Source organism: Amycolatopsis sp. NPDC089917 (assembly GCF_040684635.1).
Classification (GTDB): domain Bacteria; phylum Actinomycetota; class Actinomycetes; order Mycobacteriales; family Pseudonocardiaceae; genus Amycolatopsis.
Genome location: NZ_JBFBGL010000064.1, coordinates 1 through 19,395, shown reverse-complemented (window position 1 = coordinate 19,395; position 19,395 = coordinate 1). Strand labels below are relative to the sequence as shown.

Genomic DNA, 19,395 nt, shown 5'->3' with positions numbered 1-19,395 from the left:
GCCGTCGCGCCAGACTTCGCGCCATGAAGGCATTGGTCAAAGCCGACCGAGCACCCGGGCTGGAACTCACCGACGTTCCGGACCCCGCGGTCGGCCCCGGCGACGTCGCCGTCCGCGTGCTGCGCGCCGGGATCTGCGGCACGGATCTGCACATCGACTCCTGGGACGACTGGGCGGCGCGCACCATCGCCGCGCCGCTGGTCGTCGGGCACGAGTTCGTCGGCGAGGTGGTCGAGATCGGCCGGTCGGTGACGACGGTCAAGGTGGGCGACCTGGTCAGCGGCGAGGGGCATCTGGTCTGCGGGAGCTGCCGCAACTGCAAGGCCGGACGGCGTCACCTCTGCGCCCGGACCAAGGGCCTCGGCGTGCACACCGACGGCGCGTTCGCGCAGTACGCCGTCCTGCCCGAGCAGAACGCCTGGGTGCACCGGACCGAGGTCGACCTCGACATCGCCGCGATCTTCGACCCGCTCGGCAACGCCGTGCACACCGCGCTGTCCTTCCCCGTCATCGGGGAGGACGTGCTGGTCACCGGCGCCGGCCCGATCGGCATCATGGCCGCCGCGATCGCCCGCCACGCCGGCGCGCGCAACGTCGTCGTCACCGACGTCAGCGAGCACCGCCTGGAGCTGGCCCGCAAGGTCGGCGTCGACCTCGCGCTCGACGTCTCCTCCTCGACGATCGCCGACGCGCAGGAACGGCTCGGCATGGCCGAAGGCTTCGACGTCGGAATGGAGATGAGCGGGCGGCCCGAGGCGCTGCGCGACATGATCTCGAACATGTCGCACGGCGGCCGTATCGCGCTGCTCGGCCTGCCCGCCTCCGACGTGTCCGTCGACATCGCGTCCGTGGTGCTGAAGATGATCCAGCTCAAGGGGATCTACGGACGCGAGATGTTCGAGACGTGGTACTCGATGTCCGTGCTGCTGCAGGCCGGGCTCGACATCTCGCCGGTGATCACCCACCGGTTCGGCTACACCGAGTACGAGAAGGCGTTCGCGACGGCGCGGGAAGGCCGTTGCGGCAAGGTCATCCTGGATTGGACGGAGAACTGATGTACGGCGCGATGCGCGACGACCTCAAGGCCGGGCTCGCCGAGATCCGGGAAGCCGGGCTGTACAAGGGCGAGCGGGTGATCCAGGGGCCGCAACGGGCTTCGGTCAGCGTCGCCGGCGGCGACGTCCTCAACTTCTGCGCCAACAACTACCTCGGTCTCGCCGACCACCCCAAGCTGATCAAGGCCGCCCAGGAGGCCCTGGACCGCTGGGGCTTCGGCATGGCGTCGGTGCGGTTCATCTGCGGGACCCAGCAGCCGCACAAGGAGCTCGAAGCGAAGCTGTCGGAGTTCCTCGGCACCGAGGACACGATCCTCTACAGCTCCTGTTTCGACGCCAACGCCGGGCTCTTCGAGACGCTGCTGACCGACCAGGACGTCATCATCTCCGACGAGCTCAACCACGCGTCGATCATCGACGGCGTCCGGCTGTGCAAGGCGAAGCGGATGCGCTACCGCAACCGCGACGTCGCTGACCTGGAGGCGCGGCTCAAGGAGGCGTCGGGCGCGCGGTACCGGATGATCGCCACCGACGGCGTGTTCTCGATGGACGGCTACCTCGCGCCGCTCGACGAGATCTGCGAGCTGGCCGAGCGCTACGACGCGCTGGTGATGGTGGACGACTCGCACGCAGTCGGCTTCACCGGTCCGACCGGTCGCGGTACGCCCGAGCTCTTCGGGGTGCAGGACAAGGTCGACGTCCTCACCGGCACCCTCGGCAAGGCACTCGGCGGGGCGAGCGGCGGCTACACCTCGGGCCGCGCGGAGATCGTCGAGATGCTGCGCCAGCGTTCGCGGCCGTACCTGTTCTCGAACTCGCTGGCGCCGTCGATCACTGCGGCCGCGCTCGCCACGCTGGAACTGCTGGGCGAGTCGAGCGAACTGCTGACCAAGCTGCGCGCCAACACCGAGCTCTTCCGCCGTCGGATGACCGAGGCGGGCTTCGACCTGCTCCCGGGTGAGCACCCCATCATCCCGGTGATGATCGGGGACGCCGCCCAGGCGGGCAAGATGGCGGATCTGCTGCTCGACCAGGGCATCTACGTGGTCGGGTTCTCGTACCCGGTGGTGCCGCACGGCAAGGCCCGGATCCGGACGCAGATGTCGGCCGCGCATTCGACGGAGGACGTCGACCGGGCCGTCGACGCGTTCGTGGCTGCGAGGTCCATGATGGAGGGATGATCGATCCGCGACGGCTGCGTGTGCTGCGCGCCCTCGCCGACCACGGCACCGTGACGGCGGCGGGACAGGCGTTGCACCTGACGCCGTCCGCGGTTTCCCAGCAGCTGGCCGCCCTCGAAGCCGAGTGCGGCCAGCAGCTGCTCCGCCGGTGGGGCAGGCGGGTCTCGCTGACCTCCGCCGGCGAACTGATGGTGGTGCACGCCAACGCCGTCGCCGCCGAACTCGAACGGGCGCACGCCACCCTGGCCGCGCTCGATTCGGGGGTGCGGGGGATGGTGCGGCTGGCGAGTTTCGCCTCCGCGATCACCATGGTCGTCGCACCGGCCATCGCGTCACTGCGCTCCGATTCCCCCGGCGTCTCCATACAGGTGCAGGACGTCGAGGGGCACGCGAGCATCCCGCTGCTGCTCGAAGGCGAGGTCGATCTGGCGATCACCGAGGAATACCGGCTCTCGCCACGGACGGATGAAAGCAGGCTCACCCGGTTCCCGCTGTACGTGGAGCCGTTCGACGTCGTGCTGCCCACCGCGCACCGGCTCGCCGGTTCGTCCGAAGTGGACATCGAGGAACTCGCCGACGACGACTGGATCGCCCCGAAACCCGGCAATCCCTGCCGCGACGTGCTGATGATCGTCTGTGCCAATCCCGGGATCCGGCACGTCTCCGACGATTTCCACGCGATCACCACCCTGGTCGCCGCGGGGGAGGGCGTGGCCTTGGTGCCGCGCAACGCCTTCACCGCCGTCCCCGGATCGGTCGCCATCCCCTTGCGGGGTGAGCCGCCGCTGCGCCGCGTGTTCGCCGCCGTCCGGCGGGGGAGCGCGGACCACCCGCTGATCAAGACCGTGCTCGCCGCGCTGCTGGACGCGGCGCCGGGTCATGCGCATGCGGAGTGGGGAAGTCCCCCTTAAGATCTTGGCACCTGCCGCCGAACGAAAGACAGGGTCCGGATGCTCCAGATCGATGGCCTCACCTGGACCCTCACGATCGGGCTGATACTCGGGCTGCTGGCCCTCGACCTCATCCTCGCGGCGGTGCGCCCGCACAAGGTCGGCTTCGGCGAAGCGGTGGCCTGGTCGATCGGCTACATCCTGGTCGCGGTGGCGTTCGGCGTCTGGCTGACGCTGGCGCACGGCGGCGACTTCGGGCAGCAGTACTTCGCGGGTTACATCGTGGAGAAGAGCCTGTCGGTCGACAACCTCTTCGTCTTCGTGATCATCATGAGCACCTTCGCGGTACCCGAGGAACATCAGCACAAGGTGCTCACGTTCGGCATCGTCGTCGCGCTGATCATGCGCGCGATCTTCATCGCGCTGGGTGCCACGCTGCTTTCGCTGTTCTCCTTCATGTTCCTGTTGTTCGGGCTGCTGCTGATCTACACCGGGATCCAGCTGTTCCGGCACCGGGACGAGGATCCGGACGTCGAGAACAACGTGGTCGTGCGGACCGCGCGCCGTCTGCTGCCGCTTTCGCAGGATTACGACGGCGGCAAGCTGTTCACCCGGCTCGAAGGCAAGCGGGTGGGCACGCCGCTGGTGGTGGTGCTGCTCGCGATCGGCGGGATCGACCTGCTGTTCGCGCTGGACTCGATCCCCGCCGTCTTCGGGGTGACCGACGAGCCGTACCTGGTCTTCGCCGCCAACGCCTTCGCGCTGCTGGGCCTGCGTGCGCTGTACTTCCTGGTGAAGGGCCTGCTCGACCGGCTGGTGTACCTGTCGGCCGGGCTCGCGGTGATCCTCGGCTTCATCGGGATCAAGCTGATCCTGCACTGGGCCCATGTCGACATCGACGAGAACGTTCCGGAGATCTCGACGCCGGTCAGCCTCGCGGTGATCATCGGCATCCTCGTCGTGGTGACGGTGGCGAGCCTGCTCAAAACCCGCAACGACCCGTCCGCCAAGGCACACCCAGGCTCACTGCGCGGCTCTCGTCCGGCGTCCGAAGAGGACTAGCGCCAGCCGTTGGCGAGAAGGTCGAAGATCTCCTCGACAGCCTTCCGGGGATCTTCCCTGCCGCGGGTGAGCGCGGGAATGTCCAGAACGAAGCGCGCCAGCGCGCGGGAGGCCGTGTCGTCGGGATCCACGCCGGCGTCTTCGGCGATGGCGGCGCCGAGAGCGGCGGCGTGCCGGGTCCACATGCGTTCGCCGTACTCCTGAAGGGCGGGGGTGCCGCTCACGAGCGCGGTGAATTCGGGGTACTGGGGATGAGCCGTGAGCGGAAGCCACGTGGCGAGCACGTACTCGCGTAGAGCCTCGACAACGCTCTGCCCCGCTTCGCGGTCTCGCACGGCGGCGATCAGGTTGGCCTCGCGGTCCTGGGCGTCGTCGAAGACCAGGGCTTCCTTGCCGGGGAAATGCTTGAACAGCGTCGTGGTCGACACGTCGGCCGCCTCGGCGATGTCGCGGATGCTCACCTGGTCGTAGCCCCGCTCCAGGAACAGTTTCAAGGCGGCGTCCGCCAAGGCCTGGCGGGTGGCCGCCTTCTTGCGTTCACGCCGTCCCGGTGTCTCCATGAGCGCACTGTACCCCATGAGTTGTCACAGTCACTAAGTTGACTCGTTGCACTTTTTAACTCGTTCTGCTTTTCTGGACGCATGACGATCAGCATCATCGGTGCGGGCCCCGGCGGCCTGACCTGCGCCCGCATCCTGCAAAGGCACGGCATCCCCGTGACGGTCTACGACCGCGATCCACATCCTCGGGCCCGTAATCAGGGCGGAACCCTCGACCTGCACGCGGACGACGGACAGCTGGCCCTGCGCGAAGCCGGCCTGCTCGACGAGTTCCTCGCGCTCGCCCGGCCGGAAGGGCAGGAGATGCGCAAGCTCGATCCCGCCGGAAACCTCGTGGAACACCACGTCCCGGCCGAGGGGGAGATGTTCAAGCCGGAGATCGATCGGGGGCAGTTGCGCGGCCTGCTGCTGGACTCGCTGGAACCGGGCACCGTGAAGTGGGGCTCCGTCTTGGAGAGTGTCGAGCTGCCCGGGCGGCTGAGGTTCGCCGACGGGACGACCGTCGAGACGGATCTGGTCATCGGCGCCGACGGCGCGTGGTCGCGGGTCCGGCCGGCGGTGTCGGCGGCGGTGCCCGGGTACGCCGGGATCACCTTCCTGGAAGCCTGGTTCGACGACGTCGAGAACGCGCACCCTGAACTCTCCGCGCTCGTCGGCCAGGGCAGCGCGATGGCGGCCGACGGTGACCGCTGCCTTTTCGCCCAGCGCAACAGCGGTGACCACATCCGGGTCTACGTGATTCAACGTCTGCCCGCGGACTGGGTCGGTTCCCTTGGTACTTCAGGGATCCGCGCCCGGCTGCTCGACGCGTTCTCCTCCTGGTCGCCGTCGATGCTTCGGATGGTCACCGACAACGACGGGCCCTATGTGGATCGTCCGCTGTACGTTCTGCCGGTTCCGCACACCTGGGAGCACACGCCGTCGGTGACCTTGCTCGGCGATGCCGCCCACCTGATGCCGCCGCTCGGCGTCGGCGTGAATCTGGCCATGCTCGACGCCCGCGAACTCGCACTCGCGGTGGCGGGTTCTTCGAGTGTCGGTGAAGCTGTTGCGGCATATGAGAAAACCATGCTTCCGCGGTCGGAGAAATACGCGCGGCGGCTGGAGAACGGCGCCCAGGGGTTGCTCGACTTGGATTGAGCGTCGCCGGAAATCGGCGGCGGCCGCCTGGGTTCTGGCGGGCCGGAATTGTCGGTGGGTGCTTGTACCGTTCTTCGCGTGGACTCGAACTCGGCCTTTTTGGCTTCCCCTAAGGAAAAAATCGATACTCGCCGTCTCGGCGACGAGGCCTGTGTGGCGATCGCGAAAGAGGCGTCGGCGGATATCGCGCTACTGGAGGCGATCCGGTTCCGTGCGATCGCGCAGGTTTCCCGTCATCGTGATGACGCGCCCAGTGTCGTGCAGGAGGTGGCGCTCGCGTTGTCTCTTGTGGACGGTCGTGCCTCGGCCCTGGTGTCGACGGCCAAGGCGCTGACCCGGCTGGATCTACCACCTCGCGCCCGATGGCACCCTCACCATCACCACCCCGACCGGGCAGCGCTACGACAGCTCACCACCGCCCCTGCGCGAACCCCGCCCGGCAGCAGACCCGGACGACGAATCACCACCGTTCTGAGCCCATTGCCGAAAATCGGCCACTCAACGCCGCTCGTACCTGGTCATGACCATCCCGCCGGGAAACGTCCGCGTCTCGACCAGGCTCAGGTTCACCCGGCTGTCAAACGTGGTGAAGAACGGCGTGCCGCCGCCCACCAGAACGGGATGGGTGACGATCTCGTATTCATCGACCAGCCCGGCCCGCATGGCCGCCCCGGCCAGCGCCGCACCGCCGACCCTCATCGGCCCGCCGTCCTCGGCCTTGAGCCGGGTGATCTCGGCGATCGCGTCGCCGGTCACGACGCGGGTGTTCCAGTCGGCCTTGTCGCCTTTGGAGGAGGAGAACAGCACCTTCGGCGTGTCCCGCCAGTTCCGCGCGAACTCGATCTGCGCCGGAGTGGCGTCCGGCTGCCGGTCACCTGTCGGCCAGTGGGAACTCATCGTCTCCCACAGCCTGCGCCCGTACAGGAACAGGTCGATGGCCTGCTCCTGCTCGAGCCACCACTGGAACAATTCGTCACTCGACACGCCCCAGCCAAGGTCACCGTCGGGTGTGGCGATGTAGCCGTCCAGGCTCAGATTCATGCCGTAGATCAGTTTCCGCATGGCGCCATTATTCCCTCTAATCCCTGGAAACCTCACCGTGCTACAGAATCCCGAGCAGGCAACACGGAAACCTCCAAAGCGGACTCCCGTGAAGGCTCCCGCACCACCAAGGTGGCCACGAAAGTCAGCGCGACACACCCCGTGACCCACCAGAAGAACACGCTCTCGTGCCCGGCCTGCTTCAAAGCCAGAGCGATCGGCTCCGAAAGCCCGCCGAAGACGGCGGTCGCCAGTGCGTGCGGCAGGCCGACGCCGAGGGCGCGGACGTTGGTGGGGAACATTTCCGCCTTGATGATCGCCGACAGGGCCGTGTAGCCGCTGAGGAACACCAATGCGGTGATCATGAGCAGGAAGGCGATCCACGGGTTCGGGGTCCTGCCCACGAGCGTCATGATCGGCACGGTCAGGAGCATGCCGCCGAGGGAGAAGCCGAACATGACGGGACGGCGGCCGAAGCGGTCGGACAGCGCGCCGGCGACGGGCTGCATGAAGAGGAACAGGAACAGGGCGGCGAAACCGATGAGCGAAGCGGTCGGTTTGGGGATTCCCGCCGTGTTCACCATGTACTTCTGGAGGTAGCTGGTGAAGGTGTAGAACGCCACCGTCCCGCCGATGGCGAGACCGAGGACGGCGAGGACCTGGCGGCGGTGCGAGCGCAGCAGGACCCGCAGACCGCCGCGGGGACGCGAGCCGGCGGCCGAAGAGCGCTGGAAGTGTTCCGATTCCATCATGCTGCGGCGGAGGTACATGACCACGAGTCCGGCGATCGCGCCGAGCACGAACGGGATCCGCCAGCCCCAGTCGTACATCTGCGCCTCGGTCAGCAGCGACTGCATCACGATCATCACCAGGAGGGCCGCGAGCTGGCCGACGGTGATCGAGACGTACTGGAAACTCGAGTAGAACCCTCGTCGCCCCGGGGTGGCGATCTCGGACAGGTAGGTCGCGCTCGAGCCGAACTCGCCGCCGACCGACAGTCCTTGCGCGAGCCTGGCGATCACGAGGATCACCGGCGCGAGGATGCCGATCGACGCGTAGCCGGGAGTGATCGCGATGGTCAGCGAACCGAAGCTCATCAGCGTCACGGACAGCGTCAGCGCGGCCCGCCGGCCGAACCTGTCCGCGTAGAGGCCCAGGAGCCAGCCGCCGAGCGGGCGCATCAGGAAGCCGACCGCGAACACGACAGCCGTCGACAGCAACTGGGCCGTCTGGTTCCCCTCAGGGAAGAAACTCGCCGCGAAGTAGATGCTGAACGAGGCGTAAACGAACCAGTCGTACCACTCGACCAGGTTGCCTAGGCAACCGCGGACCACGTTCGCGACGACGCCGGGTTTCTTGTGCGGCAAGGGAAGCTCCTTCGGTCCGGGATGCCGACCATCATGAGCTGTGATCCCTGCGGTTGAGAAATAGAAATCCGCGATGGACGCATACCCGGTCGGCATGGAGTACGGCTGCTACTCCAGGAAGTCGCTCACCAGGTCACTCGCCTCTGGACGGCACTCGTCGAAGTAGGCGTGCCGCGCCCCGGCGAAGAGATGCATGCGCGCGCCGGGAATCCGTTCCGTCAGCAGTGGCGCGTTCGGCGGCGGTGCCAGCAGGTCGTCGTCGCCGTGGAGGACCAGGGTGGGCGCGGTGATCTCCGGAAGGACGTCCCAGGCGTCATGGGTGTTGCTCGCGACGAGATGCCCGCGCACCGCGTGCGGCGGCATACCGTGCGCCCCCAGCACTCGATACGGTCCCGGATTCGCCGCCCGCCAGGCAGGTGTGTACATCAGGTCTTCCAGCGTCTCCCGTGCCTCCACGGAGGACCGCCGGGCCAGCGCCAGCCGCACGTCGTTCGACCGCTCGACACCGTGCGTGCCGCCCGGCGAGGTGCAGCCGAGGACGAGCCGTCGCACCCGGTCTGGATACCGCGCCGCGACCCATTGCGCGACGCGGCCGCCCATCGAGGTGCCGTAGACGTCCGCTTCGGCGACGTCGAGCGCGTCCAGGACCGCGATCACATCGTCCGCGAAACCCGTTGTCGAGTAAGCGGAATCAGGCGCGTCGCTGGCTCCGGTACCGCGGTAGTCCATGGTGATCGTGCTCGGGAAGTCCCCACGCGTGCGATCCCACCAGGTGTGGTCGTTCGCCTGCCCGGCCAGCAGCACGAGCGGCCTGCTCGTGCCGCGCCACTGGTAGGCCAGCCGGGTGCCGTCGGTGGCGACGGCGTGCCCGGTGCGGGGGAGCGTGGTCATTCTTCTCCTGTTCGGTCTTCCCAGAGCCGCGCCGAGGGCCATTCGCCCTCGCGCACGGTCCGGTGGATCTGCTGGACCAGCGCTCGCGCGACGGTGTCGACGGCGGGCGTGACCCGTCCGGTCCGGGGTGTGCCGAGGACGACGGTGCGCCAGACCTCCGGTTCGCACACCGGAGCCGCGCTCAGGGTGCCGTCGGCGACGTCCGCGGCGATGCCGATGCCGGGCAGGATCGTCCAGCCGTGCCCGCCGAGCACCAGGCGTTTCTGCAACGTCATGGAGTTGGTCTGCACGGTGACCTCCGCCTCGGCCCCCGCCTCGCGGGCCGCGCCGTCGATGAGGGTGCGCAGCGCGTGCCCCTCGGACGGCATGACCAGCGGATGCGCGGCCACTTCGGCGAACGGGACGGCCCGCGCGGGATCCAGCCCGTCCGAGGGGGGAGCGACCGCCCACAGTCGTTCACGGACCAACGGGCGGACGTTGAGCGACGGCGTGCTGGTCAGGTTGTAGAGCAGGCTCAGATCGACGTCGCCGTCGTCGATCCATCGCTGGAGATGTCCCGAGTACGCGGTGAGCAGCCGCAGCTCGATCCCCGGATGCTCGCGCAGCACGGCCGTCGTCAGCGGCGCGGCGAGCCGTTCGGCGGCGCTCTCCAGCAGGCCGACCGTGACGATCCCGGTGACCACCCCGGGTTTCGGGGCCAGCTCGGCCCGGGCCCGGTCGAGTTCGGTGAGGGCGCGGCGGGCACGCTCGACCAGCGTCGCGCCGGCTTCGGTCGGCCGCATCCCGTGCCGGGTCCGCTCGAACAACGGCACGCCCAGCTCCTGCTCCAGGGTGCGGATCTGCCGGGTGACCGCGGGCTGGACCAGGTGCAGCAGGTCGGCCGCGCGGGTCACGCTGCCGACCTCGGCGACCGTCACCAACGCTTTGAGCTGCTTGAAGTCCACCGTCGTCCCTCCTCATCGCGGTCCGGAATGCGACTATCACCAATAGGTATTTCACTTAATCTCTCATCATCGCTCATGATAGTCGCATGACCGAGGAAGAGACTGCGATCGTCGCGCTCGTGGCCGAATTCGTGGATCGCGAGGTCCGGCCCGTCGCCCAGGAGCTCGACCACACGAACGCCTATCCGGAGAAACTCGTCGACCAGATGAAGGCGATGGGCGTCTTCGGGCTGGCCGTACCCGAACCCTGGGGCGAGACCCAGGTCTCCGCCCAGTGCTACGCGTTGGTGACCGAAGAGCTCGCGCGCGGCTGGATGAGCCTCGCCGGTGCGATGGGCGGCCACACCGTCGTCGCGAAACTCCTTGCCACGTATGGCACCCAGGAGCAGAAGGACGCGTACCTGCCGAAGATGGCGACGGGCGAGATCCGCGCGACGATGGCGCTCACCGAACCCGGCGGCGGCTCGGATCTGCAAGCGCTGCGCACCACGGCGCGGCGCGACGGCGACGAGTACGTCGTCAACGGCAGCAAGACGTGGATCACCAACGCGCGCCGGTCCCAGCTGGTCGCGTTGCTGTGCAAGACCGACCCCGGCGCCGAACCCGCGCACAAGGGGATTTCCGTCCTGCTGGTGGAGAAGGGGCCCGGTTTCCGGGTCTCGCGGGATCTGCCCAAACTCGGTTACAAGGGTGTCGAGAGCTGCGAGCTGTCCTTCGACGACTTCCGCGTCCCGGTCACGGCGCTGCTCGGCGGCGAGGAGGGCCGCGGGTTCGCGCAGATGATGCGGGGACTGGAGATCGGCCGGATCCAGGTCGCCTGCCGGGCGCTCGGCGTCGGACGCGCCGCGCTGGAGGATTCCCTGCGTTACGCCCAGGAACGGGAGAGTTTCGGCAAGCCGATCTGGCAGCATCAGTCGATCGGCAACTATCTTGCGGACATGGCGACCAAGCTCGAGGCCGCGCGGCAGCTGGTGCACCACGCGGCGCGGCGTTACGACTCGGGCGAGCGCGCGGACCTGGAGGCGGGGATGGCGAAACTGTTCGCCTCCGAGGCCGCGATGGAGATCGCGCTCGACGCCGTCCGGATCCACGGCGGCTACGGCTACTCGACCGAGTTCGACGTCGAGCGGTACTTCCGTGACGCGCCGCTGATGATCGTCGGTGAGGGCACCAACGAGATCCAGCGCGGCGTGATCGCGCGCCAGCTGGTCGAACGGCACCGCATCCCGTCCTGAACAGCGAGGAAGGCAGCATGCGCCACCCACTCGAGGGAATCACCGTCGTCGCGCTGGAGCAGGCCGTCGCCGCGCCGTTCGCGTCACGCCAGCTCGCCGACCTCGGCGCGCGGGTCATCAAGATCGAACGCCGTGGCGTCGGTGACTTCGCCCGCGACTACGACCGGACCGTCCACGGGCAGTCGAGCTACTTCGTCTGGCTCAACCGGGGCAAGGAAAGCGTCGAACTCGACATCAAGGATCCGGCCGACCGGGCGCTGCTCGGCGCGATGATCGACCGGGCCGACGTGTTCGTGCAGAACCTCGTGCCCGGGGCGGTGGAACGGCTCGGGCTCGACGCCGGGACGCTGCGCGCGGAGCGCCCGGAGCTGATCCACTGTTCGATCTCGGGCTACGGGCCCGAAGGTCCCTATCGGACGAAGAAGGCTTACGACCTGCTGGTCCAGTGCGAAGCCGGGCTCGTGATGTCCACCGGGACCCCGGAAACCCCGGCCAAGGCGGGGATCTCGATCGCCGACATCGCCACCGGGATGTACGCCTACACCGGCATCCTCACCGCGCTGTACGACCGCGAACGCACGGGCGAGGGCGCTAGCCTGCACGTCGCGATGATCGACTCGCTCGGCGAGTGGATGAGCCAGCCCGCCTATTTCTCCCGTTACGGCCAGGAACCGCCGCGGCGTACGGCCGCGGCCCATCCGTCGATCTCGCCGTACGGGCCGTACAGCACCGGCGACGACAAGGTCTTCCTGAGCGTCCAAAGTGAACGGGAATGGGTCGTGCTCTGCCGGGACGTGCTGGAAAGTCCCGAACTCATCGAAGATCCGCGCTTCCGGACCAACGACGACCGTGTCGACAACGACGACGAACTCACCGCGATCCTGGAGGGGACCTTCAAAGACCTGACCGCCGGCGAGGTCGGAGACCTGCTGGAGCGCGCCGGGATCGCCAACGCCCGGCTGCGGACGCCCGAACAGTTCACCCGGCATCCGCAGCTGGCCGCGCGTAACCGGTGGCGTGCGGTGGAAACCCCGGCCGGTCCGCTGGAGGCGCTGCTGCCGCCGGTCGAGACGGCGGGCCGGGAACCGGTCATGGGCCCGGTTCCCGCGCTGGGGGCGCACAACGAGTCGATCCGGGCCGAGTTCGGTCCCGGCGAGGAGGTCCGATCGTGAAGGAAGTCACCGAGGTCTTGCAGCCCGGGCCCGCGGAAGCGCTGAGTTCGCTGCTCGACGTCGAAATGCCGGACCTGGACCGCGACGGCCTGCCCTTGCTGTGGCACTGGTTCTACTTGCTGGACCGCCCCGCGCAGGCCGATCTGGGGCCGGACGGGCATCCTGTCCGCGCCACGATCCCCGCGCCGCCGGAGCCCGGACGCCGTCGCATGTGGGCGGGCGGCCGGGTGCGGACGCTCGGACCGCTGCGATGCGGCCTGCCCGCCACCCGGCGCACGGAAGTGCTTTCCGTGCAGGAGAAAGAGGGCCGGACCGGACGGTTGACCTTCGTCGTCACCGGTCACGAGGTCGTCCAAGGCGGCGAGATCGTGGTCGAAGAGGAGCAGGACATCGTCTATCGCGACGCGGCTTCGGGGCAGGCCGAACCCGAGGGCGAAGAACCCGAGTCGCCGGTGGCCGACGGCGAATGGGCCATCGACGTCTCGCCGACGCTGCTGTTCCGCTTCTCGGCGCTGACCTACAACGCGCACCGCATCCACTACGACCGCGACTACGCGCGCGACGTCGAGGGCTATCCGGGGCTGCTCACCCACGGTCCACTGCAGGCGCTCGCGATGGCGGAGGCCGCGCGGCGGCAGGGGATCGTCGGGGAACTCGCCTTCGACTACCGCCTCGTCTCACCGCTGTTCGACCATCAGGGCCTGATCGTCCAGGCCGAAGCCGGAGCGGACGAGACCGTCACCGCCGTACGCGACCGTCACGGTCGGCGGACCGCGACCGGAACGGTGCGCCGATGAGTGAACCTCTCGCCAATGCCAAAACCTTCCTGTTCGTACCCGGTCACCGGCCGGACCGGTTCGCCAAGGCCGAGGCCTGCGGCGCCGATGTCGTGATCCTCGACCTGGAAGACGCCGTCGCGCCCGAACAGAAGGAGACCGCGCGCGAACACGTCAGGACGTGGCTGGCGGAAGGCCATCAGGCGGTCGTCCGCGTCAACGCCGCGGGAACCCCTTGGTACCACGAGGATGTCGCGAGCGTCGGCCAAGCGCTCGCGGTGATGGCGCCGAAGGCCGAAGACCCCGCCGAGCTCGACGCCCTCGCCACACGGCTGCCCGGCGTCCCGATCCTCCCGCTGGTGGAAACGGCGGCCGGGATCGCCGGCGCGGTGGCGATCTGCGGGGCGGACGCGGTCGTGCGGCCCGCCTTCGGCAGCGTCGACCTGGCCGCGCAGCTCGGCGTCGACCATCGGTCGCACGAAGCGTTGCGGTACGCGCGATCCGCGCTCGTCCTCGCGGCGGCGGCCGCGGGCAGGGCGGCCCCGATCGACGGCGTCACCACGGCACTCGACGACGAAGCCGCGCTCACCGCGGACCTGGACCACGCCAGAACCCTGGGTTTCACCGGAAAACTCTGCGTGCATCCCCGTCAGGTGGCCGTCGCCGATCGGGCACTGTCGCCGTCGGAAAGCGAAATCGCTTGGGCCAGGAGCGTGCTCGCGCTCGCGGGCGACGGCTCGGTCGCCGTGGCGGACGGCCAGATGGTGGACAGGCCGGTCGAGCTGCGCGCCAGGGCGATCCTCGACCGCGCGGGTCGCCCATTCCGACCAGCCGGATGACGCCGATGCGCTCTGGTAGTGCCCGCCGAGTGGCGGTAGCGTTCCGGCGGGTGAACTTTTCGTTACGGTGAACGGAAAGGAGGCGTGGCCCGATGCACGAACCCTTGGTGACGGAATTCGCGACCACCGATCCGGAGCAGGCACATGCCCTGATCGCCACGGCCTACCAGGACAACCGATTGCGGGTGCGGGGTGCCGTCGCGAACTACCGCTTCGAGCACAATCGTTGCGACGTGGGGGATATGCAGTTCGACGTCCTGCACAACACGCTGACCACCGAGGTCGTCATCCAGCCGCTGGGCAAAGTGGTCCTCTTGCGAGTGCTGGGCGGTGAAGTGCAGGTCGAGGACGACGTCGGCGATCGCAGGCTGGCCACCGGTGACGTGTTCGTCGCCGCGCACCCCGGCGCCGGCTACCGGACGGGGATGCACGGCGCGCGTTTGCAGATCACCAGTATCGACCTGTCGCTGTTCGCCGAGATGGATCCGGCGCAGGACGGCGGAGCGATCGAGCGGTTGCGCTACGAGCCGGTGAGCCTGGAAAGGGCGAGGCGATGGCGCAGCACGGTCGAGTACGTCACCGGGCTGTTCTCCTCGCCGGACGTGGAGAACGGCAAGCTGGTGCTCGGCGCGGCGGGACGGCTGATGGCCGCCATGGCCCTGGACACCTTCACCGCGGGCGAGGGGGAGGAGCGACCGTGTGACCGCCGGGACGCCGTCCCGGACACCGTACGCCGCGGGATCGCCTTCCTGGAGGCGAATCCGGACCTCGATCTCGGCGCCGCCGACATCGCCCGCGCCTGCCGGGTATCGGTGCGCGCCTTGCAACTGGCGTTCCGGCGGCATCTCGGCACCACCCCGATGGCCTATTTACGTCAGGTCCGCCTCGACCGGACCCGGGCGGACCTCAAGGACGCCGGCGAAGGCACGACGATCACCCGGGTCGCCGCGAAGTGGGGTTTCGTGGACGGGAGCCGGTTCAGCGCGCAGTACCGCGCGGCCTTCGGCGAGTCGCCCAGCCAGACCCTGCGCAAGTCCTGATGTTCGTTTTCGTCGGTGCCGTTGTGCGTTTTCGTCACTAGACCCGAACCCCCCGGTGGCGGTTCCATGGACACTGTCCACCAGTACGGCCCAGACCCCGCCTGCTGGTGCGTCGCACTCCGGACCGGCCGGCCGGTTCTTCAGCGGGGCGCCGCGATGCCGTCGTACATGACGCGGCGGACCGCCCGGCTCATCGCCGCCTGCCTTTCCGGTGACGGATCGCGCAGCTCGGCGAGTATCGACGCGAGGATCATCCCGTTGATCGCGCGGGCGGTGGAGTCCACGTCCAGGTCCTCGTGCAGATACCCGAGGCGGACGCCGTGGTGGAGGTATCCCGCGGTCAGCTCGGCGGCGGTCTCGTGGAAGTCCAGCACCCGTTCCCGCATCTCGGCGTCGATGCCCGCCGCTTCGAGCAGGAGGAACCGGGCCATCCGCGGGTCGCCGCCGAAGATCCTGGCGAGCGCGTCGCCGATCCGGGCGCTCTGCCTGCGGTACTCGGCCAGGCTGTTGACCGCGTCCGGCGCGTTGTCCGCGGCCAGTGCCGCGACCACCTTCTCGACCAGGTCCGTGATCACGTGGTCGACGATGTCCCGCTTGTTCTGGAAGTACCGGTAGAAGGTGCCGTGCCCGATGCCCAGCCGCGCGGCGATGTCGGCGATACCGGTCGCGTGGTAGCCGCGTTCGGCGAAGCAGTCGAACGCGGTCTCCACGATCTCGCGCCGTAGTTCCTGCTTCTTCCGTGCGGCCCTGCTGACCGGGGTCTCCGTCGTCATCCCGCCAGCTTATTGCCCCGCGCGTTCAAATGACATACCGTTCCGGAAATGACACGTCATTCCGCAAGGGCACTGGTGCTCGGCTGCGGCGGGACCCTGGGGTTCGCCTGGACCGCCGCGGTCCTCGACGCGCTGCACACCCTGGCGGGCTGGGACCCGCGCGGGGCGGACATCCTGGTCGGGACCTCGGCGGGCGCCGAGGCGGTGGCCATGCTCGGGGCGGGCATCCCGGCGAAGGCGATCCTCGACGCGGTAGCCGGCGCGCCCGGCGGTGACGCCGTCGTAGCCGCGCACGTCCGCAGGACGCCGGACCGGTTCCCGCCGGTGCCGTCCCCGCGGTGGCCCGCGACCGGGCTGGTCCGGGCCGCGCTGCGCCGGGACGTCGACACGCTCGCCGGGCTCGCGGGACTCCTGCCGCGAGGCAAGGGAGACGCGAGCCGGCTCCGTCACCTCGGCGACGCGCTGGCACCGGACGGCTGGGTCCCGCATCCCGCGACCTGGCTGATGGCCGCGGACCTGACGGGGAAGCGGATCGCGCTCGGCTCCCCGGACGCGCCGCCCGCCCGGCTCGGCGAGGCGATCGCCGCGTCCTGGGCCATTCCCGGCTGGTTCCCACCGTCCGTTGTGGACGGACGTCCGCTGGTCGACGGTGGGACGGTTTCCCCGACCTCGGCGGACATCCTGCTCACCCGCGACGTCGGGGAGGTCGTGCTGATCGCGCCGATGAGCAGCGAAGGCGGGGCTCCGGCGCGCGGTCCGGCCCGGCTGGAACGCCTGCTGCGGACGGCGATGACCAGGCGGGTGGACGACGAGGCTCGACGGTTGCGCGCGGCAGGCGTCCGGGTGGTCCGGATCGAACCGGGACCGGACGATCTCGCCGCCATGGGCGCGAACTTCATGGACGGACGACGGCGCGAGCACGTGCTCGCCACGGCGTTGCGGACGGCGCCCGGCCTGGTCGCCGACGCCTTCGAACGAGAGGGAGTGCGCGCATGACCAAGTACCCGGACCTCGACCTCGACGGCGCGCATGTGGCGATCACCGGGGCAGGACAGGGCATCGGCCGCGCGACCGCGGAACGCATGGCCGCGCTCGGCGCGCGCGTGTCCATCGGCGATCTCGACCTCGAAGCCGCCAAGCGCACCGCCGCCGACATCGGCGGGACAGCGCACCACCTCGACGTCGCGGACCAGCCCTCGTTCGCCGCGTTCCTCGCCGAGGCCGAACAGGCGAACGGGCCGCTCGCGGTCCTCGTCAACAACGCCGGGATCATGCCCAACGGCGGTTTCCTCGACCTCTCCGACGCGCTCAACCGGGCGACCATGGAGGTCAATGTCTTCGGCGTCGTCCACGGCATGCGGCTGGCCCTTCCCGGCATGCTGGAGCGCGGACGCGGGCACATCGTCAACGTCGCGTCGCTCGCCGGGAAGTTCCCCGTCCAGGGGCTGGCGATCTACAACGCCAGCAAGTTCGCCGTCGTCGGGCTCACGGCGGCGACCCGGCTGGAGTACGCGCCGCACGGCGTGAGCGTCTCGGCCGTGCTGCCCTCGGCGGTCGACACCGCGCTCGCCTCCGGACTCGACATGCGGCCGATCCCGAAGGTGAAACCGGGCCGGATCGCCGACGCCGTCGTGGATTCCGTCCGCACCCGTGCCGCGGAGATCGCCGTGCCCGGGTACGTCGGCGCGCTCGCCACGCTCGCGGCCGTGACCCCCGAACCGGCGCTCAACGCCTTCCGGCGGCTGGTGCGGGACGACCGGGCCCTGCGCCCCGATTCGCCGGAGCGGGACGGTTACCGCGCCCGCCTCCACCAGGACACCCAGCGGGAGGAAAACGCATGACCACGCAGTACGACGCCGTCGTCGTCGGGGCCGGTTTCGGCGGGATGGGCGCGGCGATCCAGCTCAACCGGCTCGGCTACGACAACCTGCTCATCCTGGAACGCGAGTCCGACCTCGGCGGCACCTGGCACGTGAACCGCTATCCCGGGCTGGCCGTCGACATCCCGTCGGCCACCTACTCGTACTCGTTCGAGCCGAACCCGCACTGGTCGCGGCTCTTCGCGCCGGGCGCGGAACTCAAGCGGTACGCCGAGCACGTCGCGGACAAGTACCGGCTGCGGCGCTACATGCGCTTCGACTCGGTGGTCACCGGCGCCGTCTGGGACGAGGCGAACGCGCACTGGACGGTCTCGCTCGCCGATGGCCCGCCGGTCACCACGAAGTACCTTCTGACCGCGACCGGATTCCTTTCCCAGCCGAAGAAACCCGACATCGCCGGGATCGGCACCTTCGGCGGCAAGGTCATCCACACCACCGCCTGGGACGACGACTACGACCTCAAGGGCAAACGCGTCGCGGTGATCGGCACCGGCGCGACCGCCGTCCAGCTGATCCCCGAGATCACGAAGGTCGCGCGAGACCTCACCGTGTACCAGCGGACCCCGATCTGGGTGAGCCCCAAACTGGACTTCCCGGTGCCCAAGGCGGTCCGGCGCGCGTTCGCGGCGGTGCCGTTCACCCAACGTGCCGCCCGGCTGACCGGGACCGCGCTGCTGGAGCTGATGATGGTCTCCGGTGTCCTGCACTACAAGCAACTCCCGGCGGCGAACCGGCTCGGCAGGCTGTGGTGCCAGGCGCATCTGCGCCGCCAGGTGCGGGATCCGGGGCTGCGCGCGCAACTGACGCCGCGCTATTCGTTCGGCTGCAAGCGCCCGACGTTCTCCAACGAGTACTACCCGGCCTTCACCAAGGACCACGTGCACCTGGAGACGACGTCGATCGCGAGGATCGACGAGACCGGGATCGAAACCGCCGACGGACGGCGGCGGGACATCGACGTCCTGGTCCTGGCGACCGGATTCGACCTGTGGGAGGCGAACTTCCCGGCGATCGAGATCATCGGCCGCGACGGTCGCGATCTCGGGAAGTGGTGGCGGGAGAACCGGTTCCAGGCCTACGAGGGTGTCGCCATCCCCAAGTTCCCCAACTTCGTTTCGCTCAACAGCCCGTATTCCTACTCGGGACTGTCCTATTTCACCACCATCGAGACCCAGATGCGCCATATGGACCGGCTTTTCGGCGCGATGAAGCGGCGAGGCGCGACCGAGTTCGAGGTCACGCAGGAAGCCAACGACGCGTTCCTGGACCGGATGACCGAACGCCTCGGCGATTCGATCTTCACCCTCGGGAACTGCGCCCCGGCCAACAGCTACTACTTCAACCCGCACGGGGAGGCGACCCTGCTGCGGCCGTCGTCCACCTTGAACGCCATCAAGGAGGCGCAGAACTTCCCGGTCGAGGACTACACGTTCGCCTGAGGTGGTCGTGAGTGGCGGGGGGGGGGGTTTGTACGAAAAGCCCAACACCCAACACCCGACAGCAAAAAAAAAAACGGGGCGCCGGCGCGCGCGCCCCCCGCCCCCCCCCG

General features: G+C 69.0%; 19 protein-coding genes. 13 read left to right on the top strand and 6 right to left on the bottom strand.

Annotation, left to right across the window (positions count from 1 at the left end):
• The first annotated feature begins 23 nt into the window (after positions 1–23).
• Genes tdh through AB0N89_RS33320 form a run of 4 tightly spaced genes read left to right on the top strand, consistent with a single transcriptional unit; the run spans position 24 to position 4,188 of the window.
• Positions 24–1,055: an L-threonine 3-dehydrogenase gene (tdh, locus tag AB0N89_RS33335; RefSeq protein WP_364213038.1), complete on the top strand. Its 1,032-nt coding sequence runs from the start codon at positions 24–26 to the stop codon at positions 1,053–1,055.
• Positions 1,055–2,236 carry a glycine C-acetyltransferase gene (locus tag AB0N89_RS33330; RefSeq protein ID WP_364213109.1) on the top strand — a complete coding sequence of 394 codons (1,182 nt, stop codon included), beginning with the start codon at positions 1,055–1,057 and terminating at the stop codon, positions 2,234–2,236. Before tdh ends, AB0N89_RS33330 begins: the two co-directional genes overlap by 1 nt.
• On the top strand, positions 2,233–3,147 hold the full coding sequence (locus AB0N89_RS33325; protein ID WP_364213035.1) for a LysR family transcriptional regulator: 915 nt from the start codon (positions 2,233–2,235) through the stop codon (positions 3,145–3,147). The genes AB0N89_RS33330 and AB0N89_RS33325 overlap by 4 nt, the downstream gene beginning before the upstream one ends.
• Positions 3,148–3,186: 39 nt before the next feature.
• Positions 3,187–4,188, top strand: a complete 1,002-nt coding sequence (locus tag AB0N89_RS33320) for a TerC/Alx family metal homeostasis membrane protein (protein WP_364213031.1) — start codon at positions 3,187–3,189, stop codon at positions 4,186–4,188.
• Here AB0N89_RS33320 and AB0N89_RS33315 read toward each other — a convergent pair.
• The gene (locus tag AB0N89_RS33315) at positions 4,185–4,748 is read right to left on the bottom strand and encodes a TetR/AcrR family transcriptional regulator (protein ID WP_364213029.1); all 564 of its coding nucleotides are present in this window, start codon (positions 4,746–4,748) and stop codon (positions 4,185–4,187) included. The genes AB0N89_RS33320 and AB0N89_RS33315 overlap by 4 nt on opposite strands.
• An 81-nt stretch (positions 4,749–4,829) precedes the next feature.
• Between AB0N89_RS33315 and AB0N89_RS33310 the strand changes: the two genes are divergently transcribed.
• A complete protein-coding gene (locus AB0N89_RS33310) occupies positions 4,830–5,888 on the top strand; it encodes an NAD(P)/FAD-dependent oxidoreductase (protein ID WP_364213027.1) in 1,059 nt (352 codons plus the stop codon).
• A gap of 498 nt (positions 5,889–6,386) precedes the next feature.
• Here AB0N89_RS33310 and AB0N89_RS33305 read toward each other — a convergent pair whose 3' ends face one another.
• The 4 genes from AB0N89_RS33305 to AB0N89_RS33290 form a co-directional block, all read right to left on the bottom strand.
• Positions 6,387–6,950 (bottom strand): dihydrofolate reductase family protein, encoded by a 564-nt coding sequence (locus AB0N89_RS33305; protein ID WP_364213024.1) that lies wholly within the window; start codon positions 6,948–6,950, stop codon positions 6,387–6,389.
• A gap of 32 nt (positions 6,951–6,982) precedes the next feature.
• The gene (locus AB0N89_RS33300; RefSeq protein WP_364213021.1) at positions 6,983–8,296 is read right to left on the bottom strand and encodes an MFS transporter; all 1,314 of its coding nucleotides are present in this window, start codon (positions 8,294–8,296) and stop codon (positions 6,983–6,985) included.
• 108 nt (positions 8,297–8,404) lie between these two features.
• Entirely contained in the window at positions 8,405–9,187 is a 783-nt protein-coding gene (locus tag AB0N89_RS33295; RefSeq protein WP_364213018.1) for an alpha/beta fold hydrolase, read from the bottom strand.
• On the bottom strand, positions 9,184–10,131 hold the full coding sequence (locus AB0N89_RS33290; RefSeq protein WP_364213015.1) for a LysR family transcriptional regulator: 948 nt from the start codon (positions 10,129–10,131) through the stop codon (positions 9,184–9,186). The genes AB0N89_RS33295 and AB0N89_RS33290 overlap by 4 nt, the downstream gene beginning before the upstream one ends.
• Before the next feature lie 86 nt (positions 10,132–10,217).
• Here AB0N89_RS33290 and AB0N89_RS33285 point away from each other — a divergent pair, with 86 nt between their 5' ends.
• The 5 genes from AB0N89_RS33285 to AB0N89_RS33265 all read left to right on the top strand — a co-directional run bounded on the left by AB0N89_RS33285 (position 10,218) and on the right by AB0N89_RS33265 (position 15,193).
• The gene (locus AB0N89_RS33285; RefSeq protein WP_364213012.1) at positions 10,218–11,366 is read left to right on the top strand and encodes an acyl-CoA dehydrogenase family protein; all 1,149 of its coding nucleotides are present in this window, start codon (positions 10,218–10,220) and stop codon (positions 11,364–11,366) included.
• Between the two features lie 17 nt (positions 11,367–11,383).
• A complete protein-coding gene (locus tag AB0N89_RS33280) occupies positions 11,384–12,538 on the top strand; it encodes a CaiB/BaiF CoA-transferase family protein (RefSeq protein WP_364213009.1) in 1,155 nt (384 codons plus the stop codon).
• The gene (locus AB0N89_RS33275) at positions 12,535–13,335 is read left to right on the top strand and encodes a mesaconyl-C4 CoA hydratase (RefSeq protein ID WP_364213006.1); all 801 of its coding nucleotides are present in this window, start codon (positions 12,535–12,537) and stop codon (positions 13,333–13,335) included. The genes AB0N89_RS33280 and AB0N89_RS33275 overlap by 4 nt, the downstream gene beginning before the upstream one ends.
• The gene (locus AB0N89_RS33270; protein ID WP_364213003.1) at positions 13,332–14,153 is read left to right on the top strand and encodes a CoA ester lyase; all 822 of its coding nucleotides are present in this window, start codon (positions 13,332–13,334) and stop codon (positions 14,151–14,153) included. Before AB0N89_RS33275 ends, AB0N89_RS33270 begins: the two co-directional genes overlap by 4 nt.
• A gap of 92 nt (positions 14,154–14,245) precedes the next feature.
• On the top strand, positions 14,246–15,193 hold the full coding sequence (locus AB0N89_RS33265) for a helix-turn-helix transcriptional regulator (protein WP_364213000.1): 948 nt from the start codon (positions 14,246–14,248) through the stop codon (positions 15,191–15,193).
• A 140-nt stretch (positions 15,194–15,333) separates the two neighbouring features.
• Here the strand turns inward: AB0N89_RS33265 and AB0N89_RS33260 are convergent, their stop codons facing one another.
• Positions 15,334–15,966, bottom strand: coding sequence for a helix-turn-helix domain-containing protein (locus tag AB0N89_RS33260; protein ID WP_364212997.1), 633 nt, complete (start codon positions 15,964–15,966; stop codon positions 15,334–15,336).
• A gap of 48 nt (positions 15,967–16,014) precedes the next feature.
• Between AB0N89_RS33260 and AB0N89_RS33255 the strand changes: the two genes are divergently transcribed.
• The 3 genes from AB0N89_RS33255 to AB0N89_RS33245 are packed head-to-tail and all read left to right on the top strand — an operon-like array spanning position 16,015 to position 19,285.
• Entirely contained in the window at positions 16,015–16,962 is a 948-nt protein-coding gene (locus AB0N89_RS33255; protein ID WP_364212994.1) for a patatin-like phospholipase family protein, read from the top strand.
• Positions 16,959–17,807: an SDR family oxidoreductase gene (locus AB0N89_RS33250; RefSeq protein WP_364212991.1), complete on the top strand. Its 849-nt coding sequence runs from the start codon at positions 16,959–16,961 to the stop codon at positions 17,805–17,807. The genes AB0N89_RS33255 and AB0N89_RS33250 overlap by 4 nt, the downstream gene beginning before the upstream one ends.
• The gene (locus tag AB0N89_RS33245) at positions 17,804–19,285 is read left to right on the top strand and encodes an NAD(P)/FAD-dependent oxidoreductase (RefSeq protein WP_364212988.1); all 1,482 of its coding nucleotides are present in this window, start codon (positions 17,804–17,806) and stop codon (positions 19,283–19,285) included. The genes AB0N89_RS33250 and AB0N89_RS33245 overlap by 4 nt, the downstream gene beginning before the upstream one ends.
• Positions 19,286–19,395 lie beyond the last annotated feature (110 nt).